Raw genomic sequence first — 18662 nt, forward strand, 5'->3', positions numbered from 1 at the left:
GCCGGACGCCGGCCTGAGCGAGAGCGTGCGTGAACACGCCGGACCACCCGAACATCGCGGCGAACGCGATCACCTCGAACAGCGCGAGATTGATCGTCGCGGTGACGAAGAGCCATGCGCCCGCGAACAGGAACACGAAGACGAGGGCTGTCGAGATCGCCAGGCGCCGGTGCAGACGGTGCAGCAGCACGGGCGTGGTGATGAGCAGTGCGGCGAAGCCGAGGACCATCATGCCGGCGACCTTGTCGTGCAGGTCCTTGTTGGTGTTGAGGGGAACGCAGCCCACGAGCGCGAGGTTCACGCCGATCACGGAGAGGCAGATCAGGGCGACGGTCGCGGCTCCCCGGCGGCCCGCACGTGAACCGAGCCGGAGGAGGTCGCGGCGGACCCGGAAGGCGTAGACGACGACGAGAGCGCCCCCGACCTTGAGCGTGGTGTTGAAGAACGCGCCGGACACATCGTGGAAGGTGCCGAGCTGGCTGAAGTGCAGCTGCCACCAGAGCGGATCGGTCGTCGTGATGATCGAGGCGAGGATCCCGCCCACGAGCACGACCAGGACCAACGCCGCTACGTGCATCGTCGAAAGGGCGCTCACGCGCCGCGCCAGAGTGCGCGACGCCGTCAGCACCTCACGGGAGACGATGCGGAAGGAGGGGGAGGAAACGGTTGGTCGGACCGCGAGGCTCATTTTCGGGTGCTTTCCCTGAGGCGTGGACCGAAAGCCCCCCAGCACCGCGAGACCCTCGGCCCCCGTCGGCTAATCGGGTAAAGCCGAGAATCGAATTCCTTCGGTCCCCGGCGTCGACGGAGACCGTCAGCAGAATGCTAACTTTTCTTTCGCCTGGAGGGGAAATGTCTTTCGCAGAAATACCCCAGGTCGTAAGGGAAAAATATGTCCCCCAAAAGGGGGACATATTCGTTTGTTAAGCGCTAAAACGAATTCCCCACTCGCGGACGAGAATGCCGTTCGGCGCCAATGCGTGCACATCGATTCCGGAGGCGAAGGCATTCGCGGGTGCGGTCATCGGCTCGATCGCCACGGCGAGCGGCTGCCCGGGGTAGCGATCGGTCGTGAACACCTGCGCCCAGCCGAATCCGGCGTCCTGCCACAACTGCAGGACCCGACCGTCGGGGGCCGTGAGGGTGTGGACGGCCCGGCCCTCGGCATCCCTCTCCAGACCCCGGTATCCGTTGTCGAGTGAGGCGTCCCCGAGGCGGCGGCCACCACGCAGGTCGGTGTCGGCGTCGACCGGCACCTCGTCGATCGGGATGTTGCGCTCGTCGAGCACGAGCGTCGTCGTCCCGGTCGAATGGATGACCAGGTCGGCGGTCTCGACCCCGCCGATCTGCAGGTACGGATGCACGCCGAGGGCGACGGGGGCGGTCTTGGCGCCGACGTTCTCGATGTGGTGCGCGACGTGCAGCCCGTCGGGCAGGAGCGTGTACGTGACCCGCGTGCGCAGGTGGAAGGGGTAACCCGTCTGCGGCACCACGTCGGCGCCGAGGACGAGCCGATCGTCGGTGTGCTCGATCGGCTGGTACGTGCCGAAGCGCAGCAGTCCGTGGCTGGCGTTGCCGAACTTCGGCTCGCTGATCGCGAGCTGCAACTCTTCGCCCGCGAACGTGTACCGGCCGTCGCGGATGCGGTTCGGCCACGGGACGAGCACGACACCGGATGCCGCGGGCGTCGGCTGATCGTCGGGGTAGGACGGCACGAGGTCGACGCCGCCGACGGTCAGGGCCCGGAGTGCGGCACCCACCTGGGTGATCTCGGCGGAGGAGTGCTCTGCGCGGAGGACGAAGCGGGTTCCGGTCGGGTCAGCGGTCATGGCGAAGCCTTTCGCGTGCGGGGCGGACGCTGCAGCCACGGCCGCAGCAGTCGGGTGACCCACGGGAGCACCGCGTAGGTCATGACGGGGGTGAGCATGAGGGTCGTGGCCAGCACGCGCACGACGAGGGGGATCTCGGCGAACCCCGGGATGAAGCCGAGCAGCCACGACGCGAGCAGGTTCGTGGGGAAGAAGCCGACCCAGATCGTCACGGCCTGCTTCCAGCGCGGGGGAGCCGCAGGCACCGGCTGTTGCACGGGGGAGGTGGTGGCATCCGTCGGGTGGAGGACCGATCCGAAGGAGGCGTCGAACCAGCCCTCGATGCCGGTGCGGCGCTCGACGCGCTCCTCGCGCGCGAAGGGGCGGCCCGAGTCCAGCCACCACTGTCGCTGCGACGACGTCTCCCACCCCTCGAGCGTGGTGATGTCGCGGAAGCGGTACAGCATGTACCAGAGGTCGCTGTCTTCGCCCGCGCGCACCCACCCCGAGCCGAGGAAGCCCGGGAAAGCGGTCGCGAGGTCGGTGCCGGCCTGCATCCAGGAGGTCGCTTCGGCGGTGCGCGTCGGGTCGATGCGCCGCTCGATCGCCACCGTGATGGGGTGGGCGTCGGTGTCTGCCATGCGTCCATCTTCGTGCACCGCGCCGTGCCTTTCGGGCGCTTCTCCGTGTCGGTGCCACGGTGACCCTCGTCCCACATATGGCGGTGTATGTCCCTGTTGTAGAGGGTGCGGATGACTGGCACCGGCCATAAGTGGGACGAGGATCGATGGGGGCGACATGGATGCCATTCCCAGGCGCGACCTGTAACGTGGGCGGGTCGGCTCTGGACACCGCGTGTGATGCGCGGATGGGTTTGTGAGTCCAAGGGGCCGATGGACAGGACGCGATCGCGGCCTCGACCATCATCAGTGAATGGCCCCCGGCCGACGACGTTCCGGGTTTCGCACCGCCACGAGCGGTGCCGCTGTTTCGCGCGAACAGAACCCAGGAAGTCCCCCATGCCCAAGAACAAGAAGCCCGCCGGCGGCCGCGCCGCGAAGAACTTCGAGCCGCGCTACGGCGCGAAGACCTCGTTCCAGGACCGCAAGCGCCGCCCCGGCGCCGAGGCGCCCGCCAAGCCCGGCAGCAAGAGCCCGAACCACCGCGGGTACCGCCCCGAGGCTGAAGCCGCTCCCGACAAGCGCCGCTGGAGCGCGTCCGACCGTGCCGGTCGCGACGAGGCCCGCAGCATCCGTCACTCGGCTCGCGACGACCGCTTCGGTCGTTCGGATCGGGATGCCACGGCCGGCAGCCGCGACGAGCGTCCGGCGCGTTCGTTCGACGACCGCCCGCGTCGTGACTTCGGCGATCGCCCGGCCCGCTCGTTCGACCGCCCCGCGCGCTCGTTCGACCGTGACGAGCGTCCTCGTCGTGATGCCGGGGAGCGTCCCGCCCGGACCTTCGACCGCAGCGACCGCCCGGCCCGCTCGTTCGACCGGAACGACCGTCCTGCGCGTTCGTTCGACCGCGACGAGCGTCCTCGTCGTGACGCGGGTGATCGCCCCGCCCGCTCCTTCGACCGGAACGACCGTCCCGCGCGTTCGTTCGACCGCGACGAGCGTCCGCGTCGCTCGTTCGATGACCGCCCGGCGCGTTCGTTCGACCGGAACGACCGTCCCGCGCGGTCCTTCGATCGTGACGAGCGTCCCCGCCGTGACGCCGGCGACCGCCCTCAGCGCTCCTTCGACCGTGACGAGCGCCCGCGTCGCTCCTTCGATGACCGCCCGGCGCGTTCCTTCGACCGTAACGACCGCCCGGCGCGTTCCTTCGACCGCAGCGACCGCCCGCAGCGTTCCTTCGACGACCGCCCGCGTCGCGCCGACGGCCCGAGCCGCAGCGATTGGGCCCACGCGCCCGGAGGCTCCGCCCGCCGCGACAGCGGCGGGTGGAGTGGGCGTGGGGAGAACGCCACCCCCAAGCGCTCCGCCGAGCACGAGCAGCGCGTCGATGTCGTCCACGAGCGTCTGCAGGCCGAGGCCGTCGACGCCGCGACCGTGACTGACGCCGGCTTCGCCGACCTCGGACTCGGCGACAACATCGTCCGCGCGCTCGCCGGTCTCGGTGCGGCGAGCCCCTTCCCGATCCAGGCCGCCACGGTGAAGCCGATCCTCGAGGGCCGTGACGTCCTCGCCCGAGGCCGCACCGGCTCGGGCAAGACCATCGCCTTCGGCGCCCCGCTCGTCGAGAGCATCCTGCGCGCGCAGGCGGGCAAGCGCCGCGAGTTCGGCCGTGCGCCGAAGGCGCTCATCCTCGCTCCGACCCGTGAGCTCGCGCTGCAGATCGACCGCACCGTCCAGGTCATCGCGCGCAGCGTGGGCCTGTTCACCACGCAGGTCTACGGCGGCGTGCCGCAGGCACGCCAGGTCGGTGCGCTCAAGAAGGGCGTCGACATCGTCATCGGGACGCCCGGCCGCATCGAGGACCTGCTCAACCAGGGCAAGCTCGACCTGTCCGACGTGCAGATCGCCGTCCTCGACGAGGCCGACCACATGTGCGAGCTCGGGTTCCTCGAGCCGGTGCAGCGGATCCTTCGCGCAACCGCCGACGGCAGCCAGAAGCTGCTCTTCTCGGCCACCCTCGACCGCGAGGTCGCCGCGCTGGTCGACGAGTTCCTCGTCGAGCCGGCCGTGTACGAGGTCGCCGGTGAGGACCAGGACTCGGGCACGATCGACCACCGCGTCCTCGTGATCGACCACCGTGACAAGGCTGAGATCCTCGGGTCGCTGGTCGACCGCGACGGCAAGACGCTCGTCTTCGCCCGCACCCGTGCCTACGCCGAGATGCTCGCGGAGCAGTTCGACGAGGCCGGTATCGCCGCGGTCGCCCTGCACGGTGACCTGAACCAGCAGAAGCGCACCCGCAACCTGGAGAAGCTCACCTCGGGTCGCGTGAACGTGCTCGTCGCCACCGACGTCGCCGCTCGTGGCATCCACGTCGACGACATCGATCTGGTCATCCAGGCAGACGCCCCCGACGAGTACAAGACGTACCTGCACCGCTCGGGCCGCACCGGCCGCGCCGGTCGCAGCGGCACCGTCGTGACCCTCATCACGCGTCAGCGTCAGCGTCGGATGACCGAGCTGCTCGACCGTGCCGAGATCGACGCGCCCTTCGAGCCCGCACAGCTCGGCGACGACCTGATCGAAGAGATCTCGGGCCGCCAGCTGGCCGACGTCACGTCCTGATCCGGCCGTTCACCAGACCCCCGTCGCCTTTCGCGGCGGGGGTCTCGTGCGTTCGGAGTCCCGTGCGCTCAGAACAGCGTCGGCTCGCTCGCGGGGGCGACACGGGGTCTCACGGATGCCGAGCCCCCGGTGCCTCGCACCGGACCGAGGCTGCTGGTCGTCGGCGTGCGTGCGGCCAGCCCGGGCTGCGGTCGTCCGCGGGGGTGGTCGTCTTCATCCCAGCCGTCGAGGCGGTGCATCCGCAGGAGCGGGCGCATGCGCTTGCCGAGCCAGGTGCGGTAGGCCTTGGGGGCCGAGACCGAGACGCCGGGGTAAAGACCCCGATACGACGACACCAGGTGCGGATGCTCGCGTTCGAGCCACTCGAGGAACCATTGCTTGGCGCCGGGTCGGAGGTGCAGGGCTCCGTAAACCACGCGCGCGGCACCGGCCGCTCGGATGCGGGCGAGCGCGTCGTCGAGCACGGCGACCGAGTCGGTGAGGTGCGGCAGGATCGGCATCAGGAACACCGTGACGCGGAAGCCCGCCGCGGTCGCCGCGCGCACGGTCTCGAGTCGCGCCTCGGCGCTGGGGGTCCCGGGCTCGATCGACCGCTGCAGGGTGTCGTCGAAGACGGCGATCGACATCGCGAGGGACACCTTGACCTGGCGGGCGGCGTCCGAGAGAAGCGGCAGGTCGCGCCGCAGAAGCGTGCCCTTGGTGAGGATCGAGAACGGTGTGCGGTTCTCGGCGAGCGCGCCGATGATCTCGGGCATGAGGCGGTAGCGGCCCTCGGCGCGCTGGTACGGGTCGGTGTTGGTTCCGAGCATGACCGGCTCGCGGGTCCACGATCCCCGGCGCAACTCGGTGCGCAGCACGTCGGCGACATTGACCTTGACGACGATCTGCGAGTCGAAGTCGTTGCCGTAATCGAGGTCGAGGTACTCGTGCGTCTTGCGGGCGAAGCAGTAAACGCACTGATGATTGCAGCCCCGATACGGGTTCACCGTCCAGTCGAACGGCATCGCCGAGACCCCGGGAACGCGGTTCAGCGCGCTCTTGCAGAGCACCTCGTGGAAGGTCATTCCCGCGAACTCCGGCGTGGTCACCGAGCGGACGAGCCCGTCCATCCGCTCCATGCCGGGCAGTGCGGCGGTATCGTCGACACCCAGCTGCTGCCCCTGCCACCTCATGGAAAGAGTCGAACACAGATTCGAATGAATCGCAAGGTGGAAGCGTTTCTCATCGAAGATATGCAATGCCCCGTGCGTCGTCGGCATGGTTAGAGTGACAGCACGCCCATACGGCGGACCGGCGGGAGGGCAGGCCTGTGAGCTCAGGTGTCAGGGGTGAGCGACTGCTCGCTCGGTCGGGGCGGCGTCTCGAGCCCTTGCATCCGCGGTTCGTCAGTGAACACCCCACCGCCGCCGGGTGGATCTGGGTCGGCGCGATGGTCCTGCTGCTCGCCGTGTGCAACATCTTCGACCTCCCCCACGGTCTCCGCATGGTGATCTCGGCGGCCCTCGTCCTGCCGTCGCTGCTCGCGACCCTCCTCGTGCTCTCGCAGACGCCGCGCACCCACCTCGAATACGAGGAGTCGATCCTCGGACACTTCGCGTCTCGATTCGTCGGGCTGATGAGCGCGGTCGTGCTGTGGATGGGGTCGGTCGTGGTCGGTGCCGCCGTCGCCGTCCAGCTGACCGCCGACGCGGGACCCGATCCCGACGTCGCGTGGGACGAGGCGGCGGGCATCTTCGCGACGATCGTCCCCACCGTGATCGTGATCCTGTGGGCCGCGCTCGTTTTGCGATGCGTGAGCTACCTCGCGCGCCTGCGCGGGTGGGCGGCGGTCCCGTCGTCGCACCGCATCCCCGACCGCATGCTCGCCGAGGTGCCGCGGACGCGCCGCGTCGTCATCGGTCTCGCCCACCCGGGTCTGCTGCTGGTCTCCGGGCTCTTCACGGTCGTCGTCGGCTTCGGTTACGCCGGTCGGATCGCCCTCGACTTCATCTCCTGATCCGCACGGCTCCGCGCGGCCGTCCGGGTCCACGCACCCCGGGTCCACGCGCCACGCACCCCGGGTCCACGCACCCCGGGGCCGCGCACCCCGGGGCCACGCCCCCCGGCTCCGCACGCCGCCCCGGTCCATGCCCCCGGGGTCAGGGGTGGTACGAGGCTCCGTGGTGGAACTCTGGCGGCTCGGTCGCGTCGTCACCACCGGTCCGCGCCCCGAGCAGCAGTCGCGTGAGAGCGGCACCCGACGACAGCAGATCGTCCAGGGCCGTCTCCAGGTCGGCGTCGGTGACCGCGGTGCCATCCCCGCGGACCGCGGCGAGGAGGACCGTTCGGCGGATCAGCTCCTTCGCGAACGACCCCGTGGTTCCCTCGGCGCGGGCGGCGGCGGCATCCAGTGCGTCATCCGACAGGGGGAGGTTCGCGGCGTAGCGACGGAAGAGCCGGCGTCGCGCGTCCGGTCCCGGAAGGGGGATCTCGACGCCGAGGTCGACGCGGCCGGGCCGGGCGGCCAGTGCCTCTTCGAGGATGTGTACGTGGTTGGTCGTCATGACGAACGCGACGTCGGCGTCCCCCTCGAGGCCGTCCAGCGCGTCGAGCACCTCGAAGAGGATCGGTTGCGGCGAGTACCCGCGATCGGCGGCGACGAGGTCGATGTCCTCCAGCACGACGAGCGACGGCGGGAAGGTCCGGGCGATCTCGGCCGCCGCCGCGATGAAACGGATGCTCGAGCCGGTCAGGACGACCGCCGTGGTCTCGGGGGTCCGCGACAGGAGGTGCCGAACCGTCAGGGTCTTCCCGGTTCCGGGTGGGCCGTAGAGGAGGACGCCGCGCTTGAGGTGCTGTCCCGCCGCGCGAAGGGCCTCACGGTGCTCGCCGACGCCGACCACGTGCTCGACCACCCGCTCGAGGACCCCCTCCTCGAGCACGATGTCGTCGGCGTGCACGTCGGGACGCTCGAGAAACGTCGCGCCCGCGTCGTGGCCGTACTCCGTCGGCACGAACGACAGCACCCGCCCCTTCAGGACGCTGCGCTCGACCATCAGGCGCCGCAGCTCGGCGATCAGCGAGGTCGCGGCATCCTGATCCGCACTCAGCACCTCGAGGCGGGCCGTCTGCTCGCCGTGGCGGGGCGAGGCGCCGCGTTGGACGATCACGATCGGGTGTCCCGCGAACGACAGCAGGCGCACGCCGAAGGCCACCACGCGACGCTCGGTGTGCGGTCCGGTCGCCCGCATCTCGTACGACACCGGCCCGGGGGCGAAGCGGGTATGCGCGTTGGCGATCAGGTCGGCGACGGAGGAGTGCAGACGCTGCTCTCCGCCGGTGACGCCCAGGAGGGTTCCCCCACCTGTGGTCGTCAGTTCGTCGAGGGCGATGTCGGCATCGACCAGCCGGTGTGGCGGGACGGTCTCGGTCAGGACGGGCACGGACGCGGCGTCCACGCCCAGGTGCTCGCTGAGCGCGACACCCAGGGGCGTGCGTTCGCCGGCGGCTTCGGTGGCGGCGAGTCGTTCGACGTGCTTCAGGTAGCTCCGGACAGCGCGCATGAGGTCGCGATCGTCGTCGTCGAGCATGGGTGCTCCTCTCCCTCGGATCGGGACACGGTCTTCCCAGCGTGCCCTCGCCCTCGCCAGGTCGCAACCGAGGATTCACCGAGCGAGCCCCCGCCCGGGTCGACCCGGGTGAGCGCTCGGGGGACAATGGGGTGAATGAGCTCCTCTGATCCGACGTTCCCGACCCGTCGCGCCGCGCGCGCGGAGGCCGAACGTCGGGCGACGGCGGCCATCCCGATCGCCGGCGCCGAATCCGGCCCCCGCCGGTCCACCTTCGAGGAGCACGTCCCCGCCGAGCAGCCCCTCACGCGACGTGCGAGGCGTGACGGCGAGAGCCCGCGCACGGCGCTCGGCGCGCTCCTTCTGCGCCGACGTATCGCGGTGGCGGCCGCGGGGATCATCGTCGTCGCGGCGTGCGCGGTCGCGATCGGCGCAGCCGTCACCGGAGGATCACAGGATGCCGCGGGCCCGGCCAACGCCGCCGGCGCCGACGCGGTGGCCGTGGTGCAGGGACCCCCGGCCGTTCCCGCCGAGGGCTTGCCGGTCCCCACCCTCGCCGCCGCCCCCGCGGCCGCGACGCCGTGCGACAACCCCGCCTTCACCGCCGCTCTCGCCGCGAAGGACGACGGGGCGGCGATCGCCGCGGCCGGAGGGGGAGCGACCTTCCGTGACGCCGTGGCATCCGGGATCGCCCCGTGCGTCTCTCTGAGCGATCCGACGCATCAGTGGGTGGTGGTCAACAAGCAGCGCCCCTACGATCCGGTCGACTGGCGCCCCGACGACCTCGTCATGCCCGACGGCGTCCGGGCGCTGGAGCAGAGCGCGATGCGGTCGTCGGCGGCGAACGCGTTGTCGTCCCTCGTGCGCGCAGCCGACGATGCGGGTGCGGGCGAGATCGGATACCTCAGCGCCTTCCGCTCGTACGCGACGCAGCAAGAGACCTACGCCGGTCGCGTCGCGGTGGGCGGCGTCGAGGCGGCCGATCGCGAGAGCGCCCGCGCGGGGTACAGCGAGCACCAGTCCGGAATGGCCGTCGACATCGTGCCGTGCAGCGGTTCGTGCGGGTCGCTCGACGACATCGCCGGCTCGTCGCAGGGCGCGTGGGTGCGCGATCACGCGTGGGAGTACGGCTTCATCGTCCGCTACGTGGACGGGCAGGAGAGCGTGTCGGGTTACGAGCCCGAGGCCTGGCACCTGCGGTACATCGGGCCCGAGCTCGCCCAGGCGTACCACGACGGCGGGTACTCGACCCTCGAGGCCTTCTTCAACCTCCCGGCCGCGCCGAGCTACTGAGGGATGCGGCGCGCGGTCACCAGCGGCGCGCCCGTGACGCGCCGGCGCGTCAGTTCACGACGCCGTTGCTGCAGGTCTGCTGCGCCGCACTCGAGCCGGTGATCGACTCCGGAAGGGCGACGGACCCGGTGGTCGGGTCGACGGTGCCCGGCTCGACCTCGGGAGCATCGGTCGGCGCGGCGGTCTCGCCGGGGGCGGGCTCCGCGACGACGCCGTCGTTCGCGCCGACCGCACCGGTGACCTCGATCCCCTGGTTCGCCGAGAGCGCGTCCCACAGCACCTGCGCCGCGGCGTAGTTCGGCTCGACCCGGTTCGCGTCGGAACTCGCCGTCACCGTCGGGTACTGCACGAACACGATGTCTTCGAACGGCACGTCCTTGACCGCGGAGGCGATCTGGACGAGCGTCAGCGGATTGGTGAGGCTCTGGGTGGGCGTGACGTTGCGCAGTCCCGTGGACGCCAGACGGAACACCGTCGCGGGATTCGAGAGCACCTCTTCGCTGACGAGCTTGCGTGCCAGGCGCGACATGTACTGCTGCTGGTTGCTGATGCGCGCGAGGTCGCTGCCGCCGACGCCGTAGCGAGTGCGGAGGAACTGCAACGCCTCGTAGCCCTGGATCGTGCGGGGGCCCGCGGGCCAGTCGATCGCGGTGTTCTCGTCGCGCATGGGGCTCGCGAGACAGATCTCGACACCGCCGATCGCGTTGGTGATCTCGATCACGCCGCCGAAGGTCACCATCGCGCCGAACTGCACCTGCTGCCCGCTCATGTCCGACACCGCGGTCATGACGCACGACAGCCCGCCGTGAGAGTAGATCTCGTTGATCTGCACGTACCCGCCGCCCCACCGTCCGCCGTCGGGGGTGTCGCACGCCGGGGCCTCGAAGAGCAGATCGCGCGGGAACGACACGACCGTCACCCGACGCGGTGCGTCGGAGATGTGCAGCAGGATGTTGACGTCGTTCAGCTGGCCCTCGGCATCCGGACCTTCGCACCGTTCGCCGAACAGGGCCTTCAGGTGCTCCTCGCACGCGTCGATGCCGACGACCATCATGTTCACGCCGCCCTCGAGCTGCCCGAGGTCGGGCGGGATCGCGGGCTGGTTCTCGACCACGACGGCCTCGGCGACGTACTCCGAGGTCAGATCGACCGCGGTGTACGCCGTGACGCCGGCGACCGCGACGAGCACGACCGTGGCAGCGACGGCGAGCAGTTTTACCAGCTGCGCGAACGGGTGAGGGGAGCGCAGACGAGCGTGTTGCGCGACGGTGCGACGGCGCCGGGGCATGGCTTCTCCTGAGGTTTCCCCGAGTCTAGGGGGACGGATGCCGGAGCCCCGGCGCGCGAATCGCTCAGAACGGACGCACGACGACGAACACGGCGGCCGACACCGCCCAGCAGAGCGCGACGAACACCGTGTCTCGTCGGCGCCACGGAACCCGGTGGCGCTCGGTGCGGTCGGGGTGGGCGCCGAAGGCGCGGGCGTCCATCGCGAGCGCGACGCGTTCGGCGTGCCGGATCGCGCCGGCGAGCAGCGGGACGACGTACCCCGCCCACCGTGCGGGAGCCGACAGGAAGCCGCCGCGCGCACCCCGGATGCGGTGCGCCTGACGGATCACCGCGAGCTCGTGCCCGAAACGCGGGACGAACCGGATCGCGGCGAGGGCCGCGTATCCGATCCGGTACGGCACGCGGAGCTGCTGGACGAGTGCGCGCACGAGGTCGGAGCCCTCGGTCGTGAGTCCGCCGATGAAGGCGAGGGTCATGATCGCCGCGAGCCGTAGTCCGGTGGCGAGGCCGATGGCCAGCGCACCCTCCGTGAGTGCCCAATCGCCCACGCGAAGGACCTCGCTGGTGCCCTCGACGCGCTCGGGGTCGACCCACAGCGCGAACCCGACGGCGACGACGACGGTGGCCGCCGGGATCACGCCGATCAGGATGCCGACCACCCGCCGGGTGAGACGAGTGCCGAGTAGCAGGACGAGGGAAGCGAGAACGAGGAACACGAGCGGGCTCGTGAGGTCGCGGACGAAGACGAGGGCGATCATCGCGGGCAGGGGTCCGGTGAACTTCGCGAGCGGATTCACCACGGCGAGGCCGCGTCGCCCCTCCTCGCGGCCGGCGACCTCCGCGACCGCGGTCATCCCGCACCGCCGGGGAGGTCGCGCAGACGGGTGATCGCCGCGAGCTCGGGGTGACTTGAGAGTCCGGCGAACGCCTCGCGCAGGGGCGGCGGCCGGAGCCCGGCGCGCGCGAGGAGCGCGTCGTCCGCGAAGACGTGCGCGGTGGGGCCGTCCGCCACGATGCGCCCGTCGTCGACGACGATCAGTCGGTCGGCGTGTTCGGCGACCACCTGCATGTCGTGCGTCACCACGATGATCGTCGTGCCGCTCTCGCGCAGGTCGTCGAGGAGCGCGAGCAGTTCGTCTGCGCGGGCGCGGTCCTGTCCGAACGTCGGTTCGTCGAGCACGAGCAGCCGCGCGCCGCCGACGAGCGCCGTCCCCACCGACAGTCGTCGCTTCTGGCCGCCGGAGAGGAGGAAGGGATGGATGCCGGCCTTGTCCGCCAGACCGAAGCGGGCGAGCAGGTCGTCGGTGCGCCGGCGCACCTCGGCGTCGTCGAGGCGGCGACCGTCGAGACGCTGCGCCCGCAGGCCGTGCGCGATCTCGTCGAACACCGTCGTCGCGATGAACTGGTGCTCGGGGTTCTGGAACACGAAACCCACGTGCCGCGACAGGGCGCGTGCGTCGACGCGGCGCACGTCGAGTCCGTCGATCCGCACGGTCCCGCGCGGGGGACGCAGGACCCCCGCGATCGCCTGGACCAGCGTCGTCTTTCCCGCGCCGTTCGCACCGACCACGGCGACGAACTCGCCCGCCCTCACCTCGAGGTCGACCCCGTGCAGCACGGGCGTGCGCCCGCGCGAGAGTCGCAACCCCTCGACGCGCACCAGGGCGTCGCCGCGGTGCGGCGCCCGCAGGGGAGCGGCGGCCGCGACGGGCTCGGGGGTGTCGACCAGTGCCGCGCGCAGCTCGGCCGGCGTGAGCGGCAGCCGGTCGAAACGGTGGCCGCTCTGCTCGAGGCGGAGCGCCGCGAGGGTCGCCGTGGGGAGCCACACGCCGAGCGCGTGGAGATCGGCGGCGCGGTCGCGCAGGATCGCGTCGACCGGACCGTCGGCGACGAGGCATCCGGTTCCGTCCAGCACGACGACGCGGTCGACGAGCTCGACCGCCGCGTCGAGGTTGTGTTCGACGAGGACGATGGCCCGATCGCCCGCGGCGACCACGTCGCGCAGCGCCGAGTAGACGTCGTCGACGCCGGCCGGGTCGAGGTTGGCCGTGGGCTCGTCGAGCACGAGGAGGGGCGAGCCCATCGCGAGGGCGCACGCGATCGCGAGGCGTTGCCGACCGCCGCCGGAGAGAACATCCGGCGACTCATGTCGCCGGTGCCAGAGGCCCATCCGCCGCAGGGCCGCTTCCGCGCGCGCGAGCACGTCGGCGACGGGAAGGCGCAGGTTCTCGGGACCGAAGGCGACCTCGTCGAGCAGCGTCCCGGTGATCAGCTGGGCGTCCGGGTCTTGGAAGACCATGCCCACCGTGGTGGCGAGCTCGGCGACCGTCGCGGTCGCGGCATCCTGTCCCGCCACCCGCACCATGCCCTCGACCGTCGCCGGGACGGTGTGCGGGACGAGGCCGTTCATCGCGAGGGCGAGAGTCGACTTGCCGGAGCCGCTCGGGCCGAGGATCAGCACGACCTCGCCCGGGTGGACGTCGAAGCTCACGGCCGAGGGTGTGGGGGCGCTCGCCTCGAGGTGCGTGATCGTCACGTTTCGCAGGCTCAGCAACGCCGCCGTGTCCGCCGCGGCGGAGGCGGCGACGGGGTGGGGGCGAGTGGTCACGGGCGAGTCCTCGGAAGCGCGTACGCCCCCCAACTTAGTGCACCCTAACTCGGGCGGTCCGCGCTCATCTCGGTGTCGAGAGACCGCGCGCCACGCCCGCGCCGCGCAGCCCCGAGCCGATGCCGAGGCCCACGGCCGTCCACGCCACCGGACCCAGGATGCTGATCGCCACCGCCGCGACCCGCGCGATCGGGGCGAGGCTCGCGACGTCGCCCGCGAACCACACCGGGACGGCGATCACGACGCCGACGATGACCGCCGAGATGAAGAAGCGGGCCGCCGCCCACACGCGGTAACGGGTGAGGGCCGCCACGCCCTCCTGGATCCCGCCGATCAGGATCGCGGTGCCCAGGAAGCGGAAGGTCCACTGCGGCGCCATCGCGCTCGCGACGAGGGCGGCGAGCACGTGGGTGACGAGGGCGACCCAGGGGCGGCGGATGACCTGCTGCGCGATGATCCCGGGAAGAACGTGCGAGCCGAGGACGAGTCCGTAGGCCCACGGCGCCGCCGCCAGGACCGCGAGGGTCAGCCAGCCGGCGGCCCCGCCGAGGATGCCCGTCCCCACCCCGATCGCCGCGCAGACGAGCAGCACGCGGGTCGAGAGAACGGATGCCGGGGCCATGGGGCCAGCGTATCGGCGGCCGCGCAGCGTCGGTGCGCGCGTCTCTCGACGTCGAGTGTCCAAGAAACCCGGAAAAGACGCGCTCGATTCCCGGGTTTCTTGGACACTCGATGGGGGTGGGCGGGCGGGTCAGCGCCGCCGGCGTGGCGTCAGGCGCACCGCGGGGAGCGGCGGAGCGGGGATGCGCTCGGGGCCGTGGTCGACGACCTCGCCGAAGCGCGGAGCGCGAGCCTCCCACGCCTCTCGCGCCTCGACGATCTCGTCGTGCGACCGGCCGACGAAGTTCCACCACATGACGATGTCCGCCTCGAACGGTTCCCCGCCGAGCAGGAAGACACGGGCGCCGTCGACGCTCACGACGTCGACGTGGTCCCTGCCCGTGCCGAGGTAGAGCAGGCGGGATCCGTCGACGGATGCCACACCGCCGTCCTTCAGGGCGGGCGACGAGCGGCGCGCTGCGTCGGCGTCGACGGCATCCATTCCCGTCTCGACATCCGCGGTGCCGATCATTCCGTAGAGTGCATGCTCCCAGTCAGGTCTCAGAGGGATGCGCACGCGGACGCCGGCCGGGAGACGCAGCTCGGCCCCCACGATCGGCGTGTGCACGGTCGCGGGGGAGGTCACCGTGCCCAGCTCGCCCATGACGACGACCGCGTCCGCGCCGTCGCCGAGATCGAGGACGGGGAGATCCTCGTGCCGCTCGAAAGCGGGAGCCCCGTGGCGGCGTGACTCGGGGAGCGCGACCCACAGCTGCAGGGCGTCCAGCGGGATCGCCTCGTCGCCGACCGAGTACTCCGAGTGGGCGATACCCTCGCCGCTCGTCATGAGGTTCAGCGCGCCCGGTCGCACCACGACGTCGCTGCCCACGGCATCCCGATGGCGGACCTCCCCGATGATCGGCCAGGTCACCGTCTGCAGGCCGATGTGCGGGTGCGGTTCGACGCGCATGAGCGTCTCCTGCGGGCCGAACCGGTCGAGGAAGCACCACGCGCCGACCATCGGCAGCGCGCGGTGCGGCAGCGTGCGGTGCACCTCCATCGCGCGGACGCCACCCAGCGGAACCTCGCGCGCCTCGACCACGAGGGCGCGGGGTCCGTCGCACTCGACGGGGCCCTCGGATGCCTCCGGCGCGACGTCGAGGCGGGTCATGCCGGTTCGCTGGGGTCGGCCGAATCGGCCGCGTCGGTGTCGTGCGGCCACTCGATGACGAGGCCGGGAACGTCGTGCTCGCGGAGGTAGTGCGCAACGAACGGGCACGAGGGGATGACGCTGTCGCCTCGGCGGGCGAGATCGCCCAGGGCTTCGCTCGCGAGCGTCGAGCCGAGGCCGCGTCCCTTGAACGCGGGATCGACCTCGGTGTGCGGGAGGACGAGCCGGCCCTCGCCGGCCGGGCGGAACTCGAGGAACCCGCCCAGCTCCTCGCCCACGTGGATCTCGTAGCGGTGGGCGTCGTCGTTGCGGGTCACGGTCAGTGCGTCGGTCATGGCGCCTCCTGTCGTCGGTCTCTTCAGCAACGTACGGGGGCCGTGCGGTGTTCCGCACCCCCTCGACAAACGTCGAAGCCTCCGGCCCCCTCGGCGAGCCCGGGACAGCGGGAGTGAGGGCCCCGCCGCACCGCTCACCGCACCGTTCACGCCGCTCACCGCACGATCGACGGATGCCGCGGCCTCGGGCGCGCGGCATCCGGTTCACTGTGCGAGTCCGCAACGCCGCGAGCAGGAGACAACATGAGCGCTTCCGTCGACGACGACGTCGTCACCGACCCGACCCTTCCCCCGGTCGCCGTTCCGCCCGAAAAGCTCCGGAGCAGATGGACCCCGGCCAAGATCGCGCTGTGGGTCGCGATCGCGCTGCTCGGCGGCCTCGCCTGGACCATGCTCGCGATCGTGCGCGGCGAGACGGTGAACGCGATCTGGTTCGTGTTCGCCGCCGTCTGCACGTACCTCATCGGCTACCGCTTCTACTCGAAGGTGATCGAGCGCTACATCACGCGTCCCGACGACCGTCGGGCCACCCCCGCCGAGCGCAAGGCGGACGGCAAGGACTACGTCCCCACCGACCGCCGCGTGCTCTACGGCCACCACTTCGCCGCCATCGCCGGCGCCGGTCCCCTCGTCGGGCCCGTGCTCGCCGCGCAGATGGGCTACCTCCCCGGCACGATCTGGATCATCGTCGGCGTGATCCTCGCGGGCGCCGTGCAGGACTACCTCGTCCTCTTCTTCTCGATGCGCCGCGGTGGTCGCACGATCGGTCAGATGGCCCGCGACGAGCTCGGGAAGATCGGCGGCACCGCCGCGATCCTCGCGAGCCTGCTGATCATGCTGATCATCGTCGCGATCCTCGCGCTCGTCGTCGTCAACGCGCTCGGCGAGAGCCCGTGGGGCGTCTTCAGCGTGTCGATGACGATCCCGATCGCCCTCTTCATGGGCCTCTACCTGCGCTACATCCGCCCGGGCCGCATCACCGAGATCTCGATCATCGGCTTCGTCCTGCTGATCGGCGCGATCATCGCCGGCGGCTGGGTCGCCTCGACCGAGTGGGGCTACGCCGCCTTCCACCTCGACCGCTCCGTCATCGCGTGGGGCATCATCGTCTACGGCTTCGTGGCCGCGGTGCTGCCGGTCTGGCTGCTGCTCGCTCCCCGCGACTACCTCTCGACCTTCATGAAGGTCGGCGTCATCGTGATGCTCGCCGGCGCCATCGTGCTCGTGCGTCCCGAGATCTCGGTACCCGCATTCAGCGAGTTCGCCGGGGGACAGACCGGTCCGGTGTTCAGCGGCCCGATCTTCCCCTTCCTCTTCGTCACGATCGCGTGCGGTGCGCTCAGCGGGTTCCACGCGCTCATCGCCTCGGGCACGACGCCCAAGCTCGTCGAGAAGGAGCGCCAGACGCGCTTCATCGGCTACGGCGGAATGCTCATGGAGTCGTTCGTGGCGATCATGGCGCTCGTCGCCGCCCTCTCGATCGACCGCGGCATCTATTTCGCCATGAACGCCTCGCCCGCGGCCACCCTGGGCACGGTCGAGGGAGCCGTCGCGTTCGTGAACGGGCTGGGGCTCGCGGGCGTCAACCTCACGCCCGACATGCTCACGACCACGGCGGCGGCCGTGGGGGAGACCTCGATCGTCTCGCGCACCGGCGGTGCACCGACCCTCGCGCTCGGTCTCGCGCACATCATGCAGCAGGCCCTCGGCGGTCAGGCGATGATGGCGTTCTGGTACCACTTCGCGATCATGTTCGAGGCCCTCTTCATCCTCACGGCGGTGGATGCCGGCACTCGCGTCGCCCGTTTCATGCTCCAGGATTCGATCGGCACCGTGATCCCGAAGTTCAAGGACCTGTCGTGGCGTCCCGGCGTCTGGATCTGCACGGCGGTCATGGTCGCCGGGTGGGGATCGATCCTGATCCTCGGCGTGACCGACCCGCTCGGCGGCATCAACACGTTCTTCCCGCTGTTCGGCATCGCGAACCAGCTGCTCGCCGCGATCGCGCTCGCCGTGGTGCTGGCGATCGTCGCGAAGCGGGGCCGGTCGTACTTCCGCTGGTTGTGGATCGTTGCCCTGCCCCTGGCGTTCGCCGCCGTCGTCACGATCACCGCGTCGATGTACAAGATCTTCTCGCCGGTTCCGGCGGTGGGGTACTGGGCGAACCACTTCGCGTTCCGCGATGCGCTCGCCGCGGGGAAGACCGAGTTCGGCACCGCGAAGACGGTCGCCGCGATGGAGGCGGTCGTGCGCAACACCTTCGTGCAGGGCGTGCTGTCGGTGATCTTCGTGACGCTGGCGATCGTCGTGATCGTCATGGCCGTGATCGTGACGATCAAGGCCCTGCGCAACGGCGGCGGTGCCGACCTCGAGGACGCCCCCGTGGCATCCCGTCGCTTCGCTCCCGCCGGCTTCCTCGCCACGAAGGCCGAGCGCGAGATCGAGAAGGAGTGGGAGGCCCTCCCCGCCGACCACCCCGCCCGTCCGACCGCGTCGGCGCACCACTGAGAGGTCGTCATGGCTCTGTCACACGCGGAATCCGGTCCGGCTCTCACTCGCCTCGGGGTGCGCCTCGCGCGGCTCGGGCGTGGCATCCGGTGGTATGTCACGACACTCATGGGCGACCGTGCCTACGACGTGTACGTCGCGCACCACCGGGTGCACCACCCGGGGGAGGAGCCCCTGACCGAACGGCAGTTCTGGCGGCAGCGTGCGGCGGACCAGGATGCCGACCCCGGCGCGCGCTGCTGCTGACTAGGCTGCG

The 18662-nt window shown here is 71.0% G+C and carries 15 protein-coding genes and 1 pseudogene; 5 read left to right on the top strand and 11 right to left on the bottom strand.

What is annotated here, in order from left to right; genetic code table 11:
• Positions 1–40 precede the first annotated feature (40 nt).
• The 3 genes and pseudogenes from ACMW4R_RS05020 to ACMW4R_RS05030 form a co-directional block, all read right to left on the bottom strand.
• Positions 41–688: pseudogene (locus tag ACMW4R_RS05020) on the bottom strand (DUF998 domain-containing protein); the annotation flags it as partial.
• A gap of 235 nt (positions 689–923) precedes the next feature.
• A complete protein-coding gene (locus ACMW4R_RS05025; protein ID WP_418299327.1) occupies positions 924–1829 on the bottom strand; it encodes an aldose 1-epimerase family protein in 906 nt (301 codons plus the stop codon).
• Positions 1826–2449 (bottom strand): antibiotic biosynthesis monooxygenase, encoded by a 624-nt coding sequence (locus tag ACMW4R_RS05030; RefSeq protein WP_418299328.1) that lies wholly within the window; start codon positions 2447–2449, stop codon positions 1826–1828. Before ACMW4R_RS05030 ends, ACMW4R_RS05025 begins: the two co-directional genes overlap by 4 nt.
• A 378-nt stretch (positions 2450–2827) precedes the next feature.
• Between ACMW4R_RS05030 and ACMW4R_RS05035 the strand changes: the two genes are divergently transcribed.
• Positions 2828–5053, top strand: a complete 2226-nt coding sequence (locus ACMW4R_RS05035; RefSeq protein WP_418299329.1) for a DEAD/DEAH box helicase — start codon at positions 2828–2830, stop codon at positions 5051–5053.
• Between the two features lie 68 nt (positions 5054–5121).
• On the opposite strand, the gene ACMW4R_RS05040 is transcribed toward ACMW4R_RS05035, so the two are convergent.
• Positions 5122–6225 carry an Rv2578c family radical SAM protein gene (locus ACMW4R_RS05040; RefSeq protein ID WP_058627297.1) on the bottom strand — a complete coding sequence of 368 codons (1104 nt, stop codon included), beginning with the start codon at positions 6223–6225 and terminating at the stop codon, positions 5122–5124.
• Positions 6226–6362: 137 nt separating this feature from the next.
• On the opposite strand from ACMW4R_RS05040, the gene ACMW4R_RS05045 reads away from it, so the two are divergent.
• Positions 6363–7049, top strand: coding sequence for a hypothetical protein (locus ACMW4R_RS05045; protein ID WP_153001366.1), 687 nt, complete (start codon positions 6363–6365; stop codon positions 7047–7049).
• 142 nt (positions 7050–7191) lie between these two features.
• Here the strand turns inward: ACMW4R_RS05045 and ACMW4R_RS05050 are convergent, their stop codons facing one another.
• The gene (locus tag ACMW4R_RS05050; protein ID WP_418299330.1) at positions 7192–8622 is read right to left on the bottom strand and encodes an AAA family ATPase; all 1431 of its coding nucleotides are present in this window, start codon (positions 8620–8622) and stop codon (positions 7192–7194) included.
• A gap of 135 nt (positions 8623–8757) precedes the next feature.
• On the opposite strand from ACMW4R_RS05050, the gene ACMW4R_RS05055 reads away from it, so the two are divergent.
• Entirely contained in the window at positions 8758–9894 is a 1137-nt protein-coding gene (locus tag ACMW4R_RS05055; RefSeq protein ID WP_058614372.1) for a M15 family metallopeptidase, read from the top strand.
• Positions 9895–9943: 49 nt separating this feature from the next.
• On the opposite strand, the gene ACMW4R_RS05060 is transcribed toward ACMW4R_RS05055, so the two are convergent.
• From ACMW4R_RS05060 to ACMW4R_RS05085, 6 genes are all read right to left on the bottom strand, one after another.
• Entirely contained in the window at positions 9944–11182 is a 1239-nt protein-coding gene (locus tag ACMW4R_RS05060) for an LCP family protein (protein WP_418299331.1), read from the bottom strand.
• Positions 11183–11246: 64 nt separating this feature from the next.
• Positions 11247–12038, bottom strand: a complete 792-nt coding sequence (locus ACMW4R_RS05065) for an energy-coupling factor transporter transmembrane component T family protein (RefSeq protein ID WP_418299332.1) — start codon at positions 12036–12038, stop codon at positions 11247–11249.
• Positions 12035–13792, bottom strand: coding sequence for an ABC transporter ATP-binding protein (locus tag ACMW4R_RS05070; RefSeq protein ID WP_418299333.1), 1758 nt, complete (start codon positions 13790–13792; stop codon positions 12035–12037). Before ACMW4R_RS05070 ends, ACMW4R_RS05065 begins: the two co-directional genes overlap by 4 nt.
• A gap of 64 nt (positions 13793–13856) precedes the next feature.
• Complete coding sequence (locus ACMW4R_RS05075) at positions 13857–14414, bottom strand: ECF transporter S component (protein WP_418299334.1); 558 nt, start codon at positions 14412–14414, stop codon at positions 13857–13859.
• A 129-nt stretch (positions 14415–14543) separates the two neighbouring features.
• Complete coding sequence (locus ACMW4R_RS05080) at positions 14544–15563, bottom strand: pirin family protein (protein ID WP_418299335.1); 1020 nt, start codon at positions 15561–15563, stop codon at positions 14544–14546.
• On the bottom strand, positions 15560–15898 hold the full coding sequence (locus tag ACMW4R_RS05085; protein ID WP_058613736.1) for a GNAT family N-acetyltransferase: 339 nt from the start codon (positions 15896–15898) through the stop codon (positions 15560–15562). Before ACMW4R_RS05085 ends, ACMW4R_RS05080 begins: the two co-directional genes overlap by 4 nt.
• Positions 15899–16141: 243 nt before the next feature.
• On the opposite strand from ACMW4R_RS05085, the gene ACMW4R_RS05090 reads away from it, so the two are divergent.
• Both ACMW4R_RS05090 and ACMW4R_RS05095 read left to right on the top strand, forming a co-directional pair.
• A complete protein-coding gene (locus ACMW4R_RS05090) occupies positions 16142–18406 on the top strand; it encodes a carbon starvation CstA family protein (protein ID WP_058597572.1) in 2265 nt (754 codons plus the stop codon).
• Positions 18407–18415: 9 nt separating this feature from the next.
• Positions 18416–18652, top strand: a complete 237-nt coding sequence (locus tag ACMW4R_RS05095; protein WP_058613737.1) for a YbdD/YjiX family protein — start codon at positions 18416–18418, stop codon at positions 18650–18652.
• The last annotated feature ends 10 nt before the right edge of the window (positions 18653–18662 follow it).

This window comes from Microbacterium sp. S1037 (assembly GCF_048381605.1).
Classification (GTDB): domain Bacteria; phylum Actinomycetota; class Actinomycetes; order Actinomycetales; family Microbacteriaceae; genus Microbacterium; species Microbacterium testaceum_B.

Coding starts and splice junctions, on each gene's coding strand:
- ACMW4R_RS05030 (WP_418299328.1), bottom strand. CDS start 2,449: ATGGCAGACACCGACGCCCACCCCATCACGGTGGCGATCGAGCGGCGC.
- ACMW4R_RS05075 (WP_418299334.1), bottom strand. CDS start 14,414: ATGGCCCCGGCATCCGTTCTCTCGACCCGCGTGCTGCTCGTCTGCGCG.
- ACMW4R_RS05050 (WP_418299330.1), bottom strand. CDS start 8,622: ATGCTCGACGACGACGATCGCGACCTCATGCGCGCTGTCCGGAGCTAC.
- ACMW4R_RS05025 (WP_418299327.1), bottom strand. CDS start 1,829: ATGACCGCTGACCCGACCGGAACCCGCTTCGTCCTCCGCGCAGAGCAC.
- ACMW4R_RS05060 (WP_418299331.1), bottom strand. CDS start 11,182: ATGCCCCGGCGCCGTCGCACCGTCGCGCAACACGCTCGTCTGCGCTCC.
- ACMW4R_RS05065 (WP_418299332.1), bottom strand. CDS start 12,038: ATGACCGCGGTCGCGGAGGTCGCCGGCCGCGAGGAGGGGCGACGCGGC.
- ACMW4R_RS05040 (WP_058627297.1), bottom strand. CDS start 6,225: ATGAGGTGGCAGGGGCAGCAGCTGGGTGTCGACGATACCGCCGCACTG.
- ACMW4R_RS05080 (WP_418299335.1), bottom strand. CDS start 15,563: ATGACCCGCCTCGACGTCGCGCCGGAGGCATCCGAGGGCCCCGTCGAG.
- ACMW4R_RS05085 (WP_058613736.1), bottom strand. CDS start 15,898: ATGACCGACGCACTGACCGTGACCCGCAACGACGACGCCCACCGCTAC.
- ACMW4R_RS05035 (WP_418299329.1), top strand. CDS start 2,828: ATGCCCAAGAACAAGAAGCCCGCCGGCGGCCGCGCCGCGAAGAACTTC.
- ACMW4R_RS05095 (WP_058613737.1), top strand. CDS start 18,416: ATGGCTCTGTCACACGCGGAATCCGGTCCGGCTCTCACTCGCCTCGGG.
- ACMW4R_RS05055 (WP_058614372.1), top strand. CDS start 8,758: ATGAGCTCCTCTGATCCGACGTTCCCGACCCGTCGCGCCGCGCGCGCG.
- ACMW4R_RS05090 (WP_058597572.1), top strand. CDS start 16,142: ATGAGCGCTTCCGTCGACGACGACGTCGTCACCGACCCGACCCTTCCC.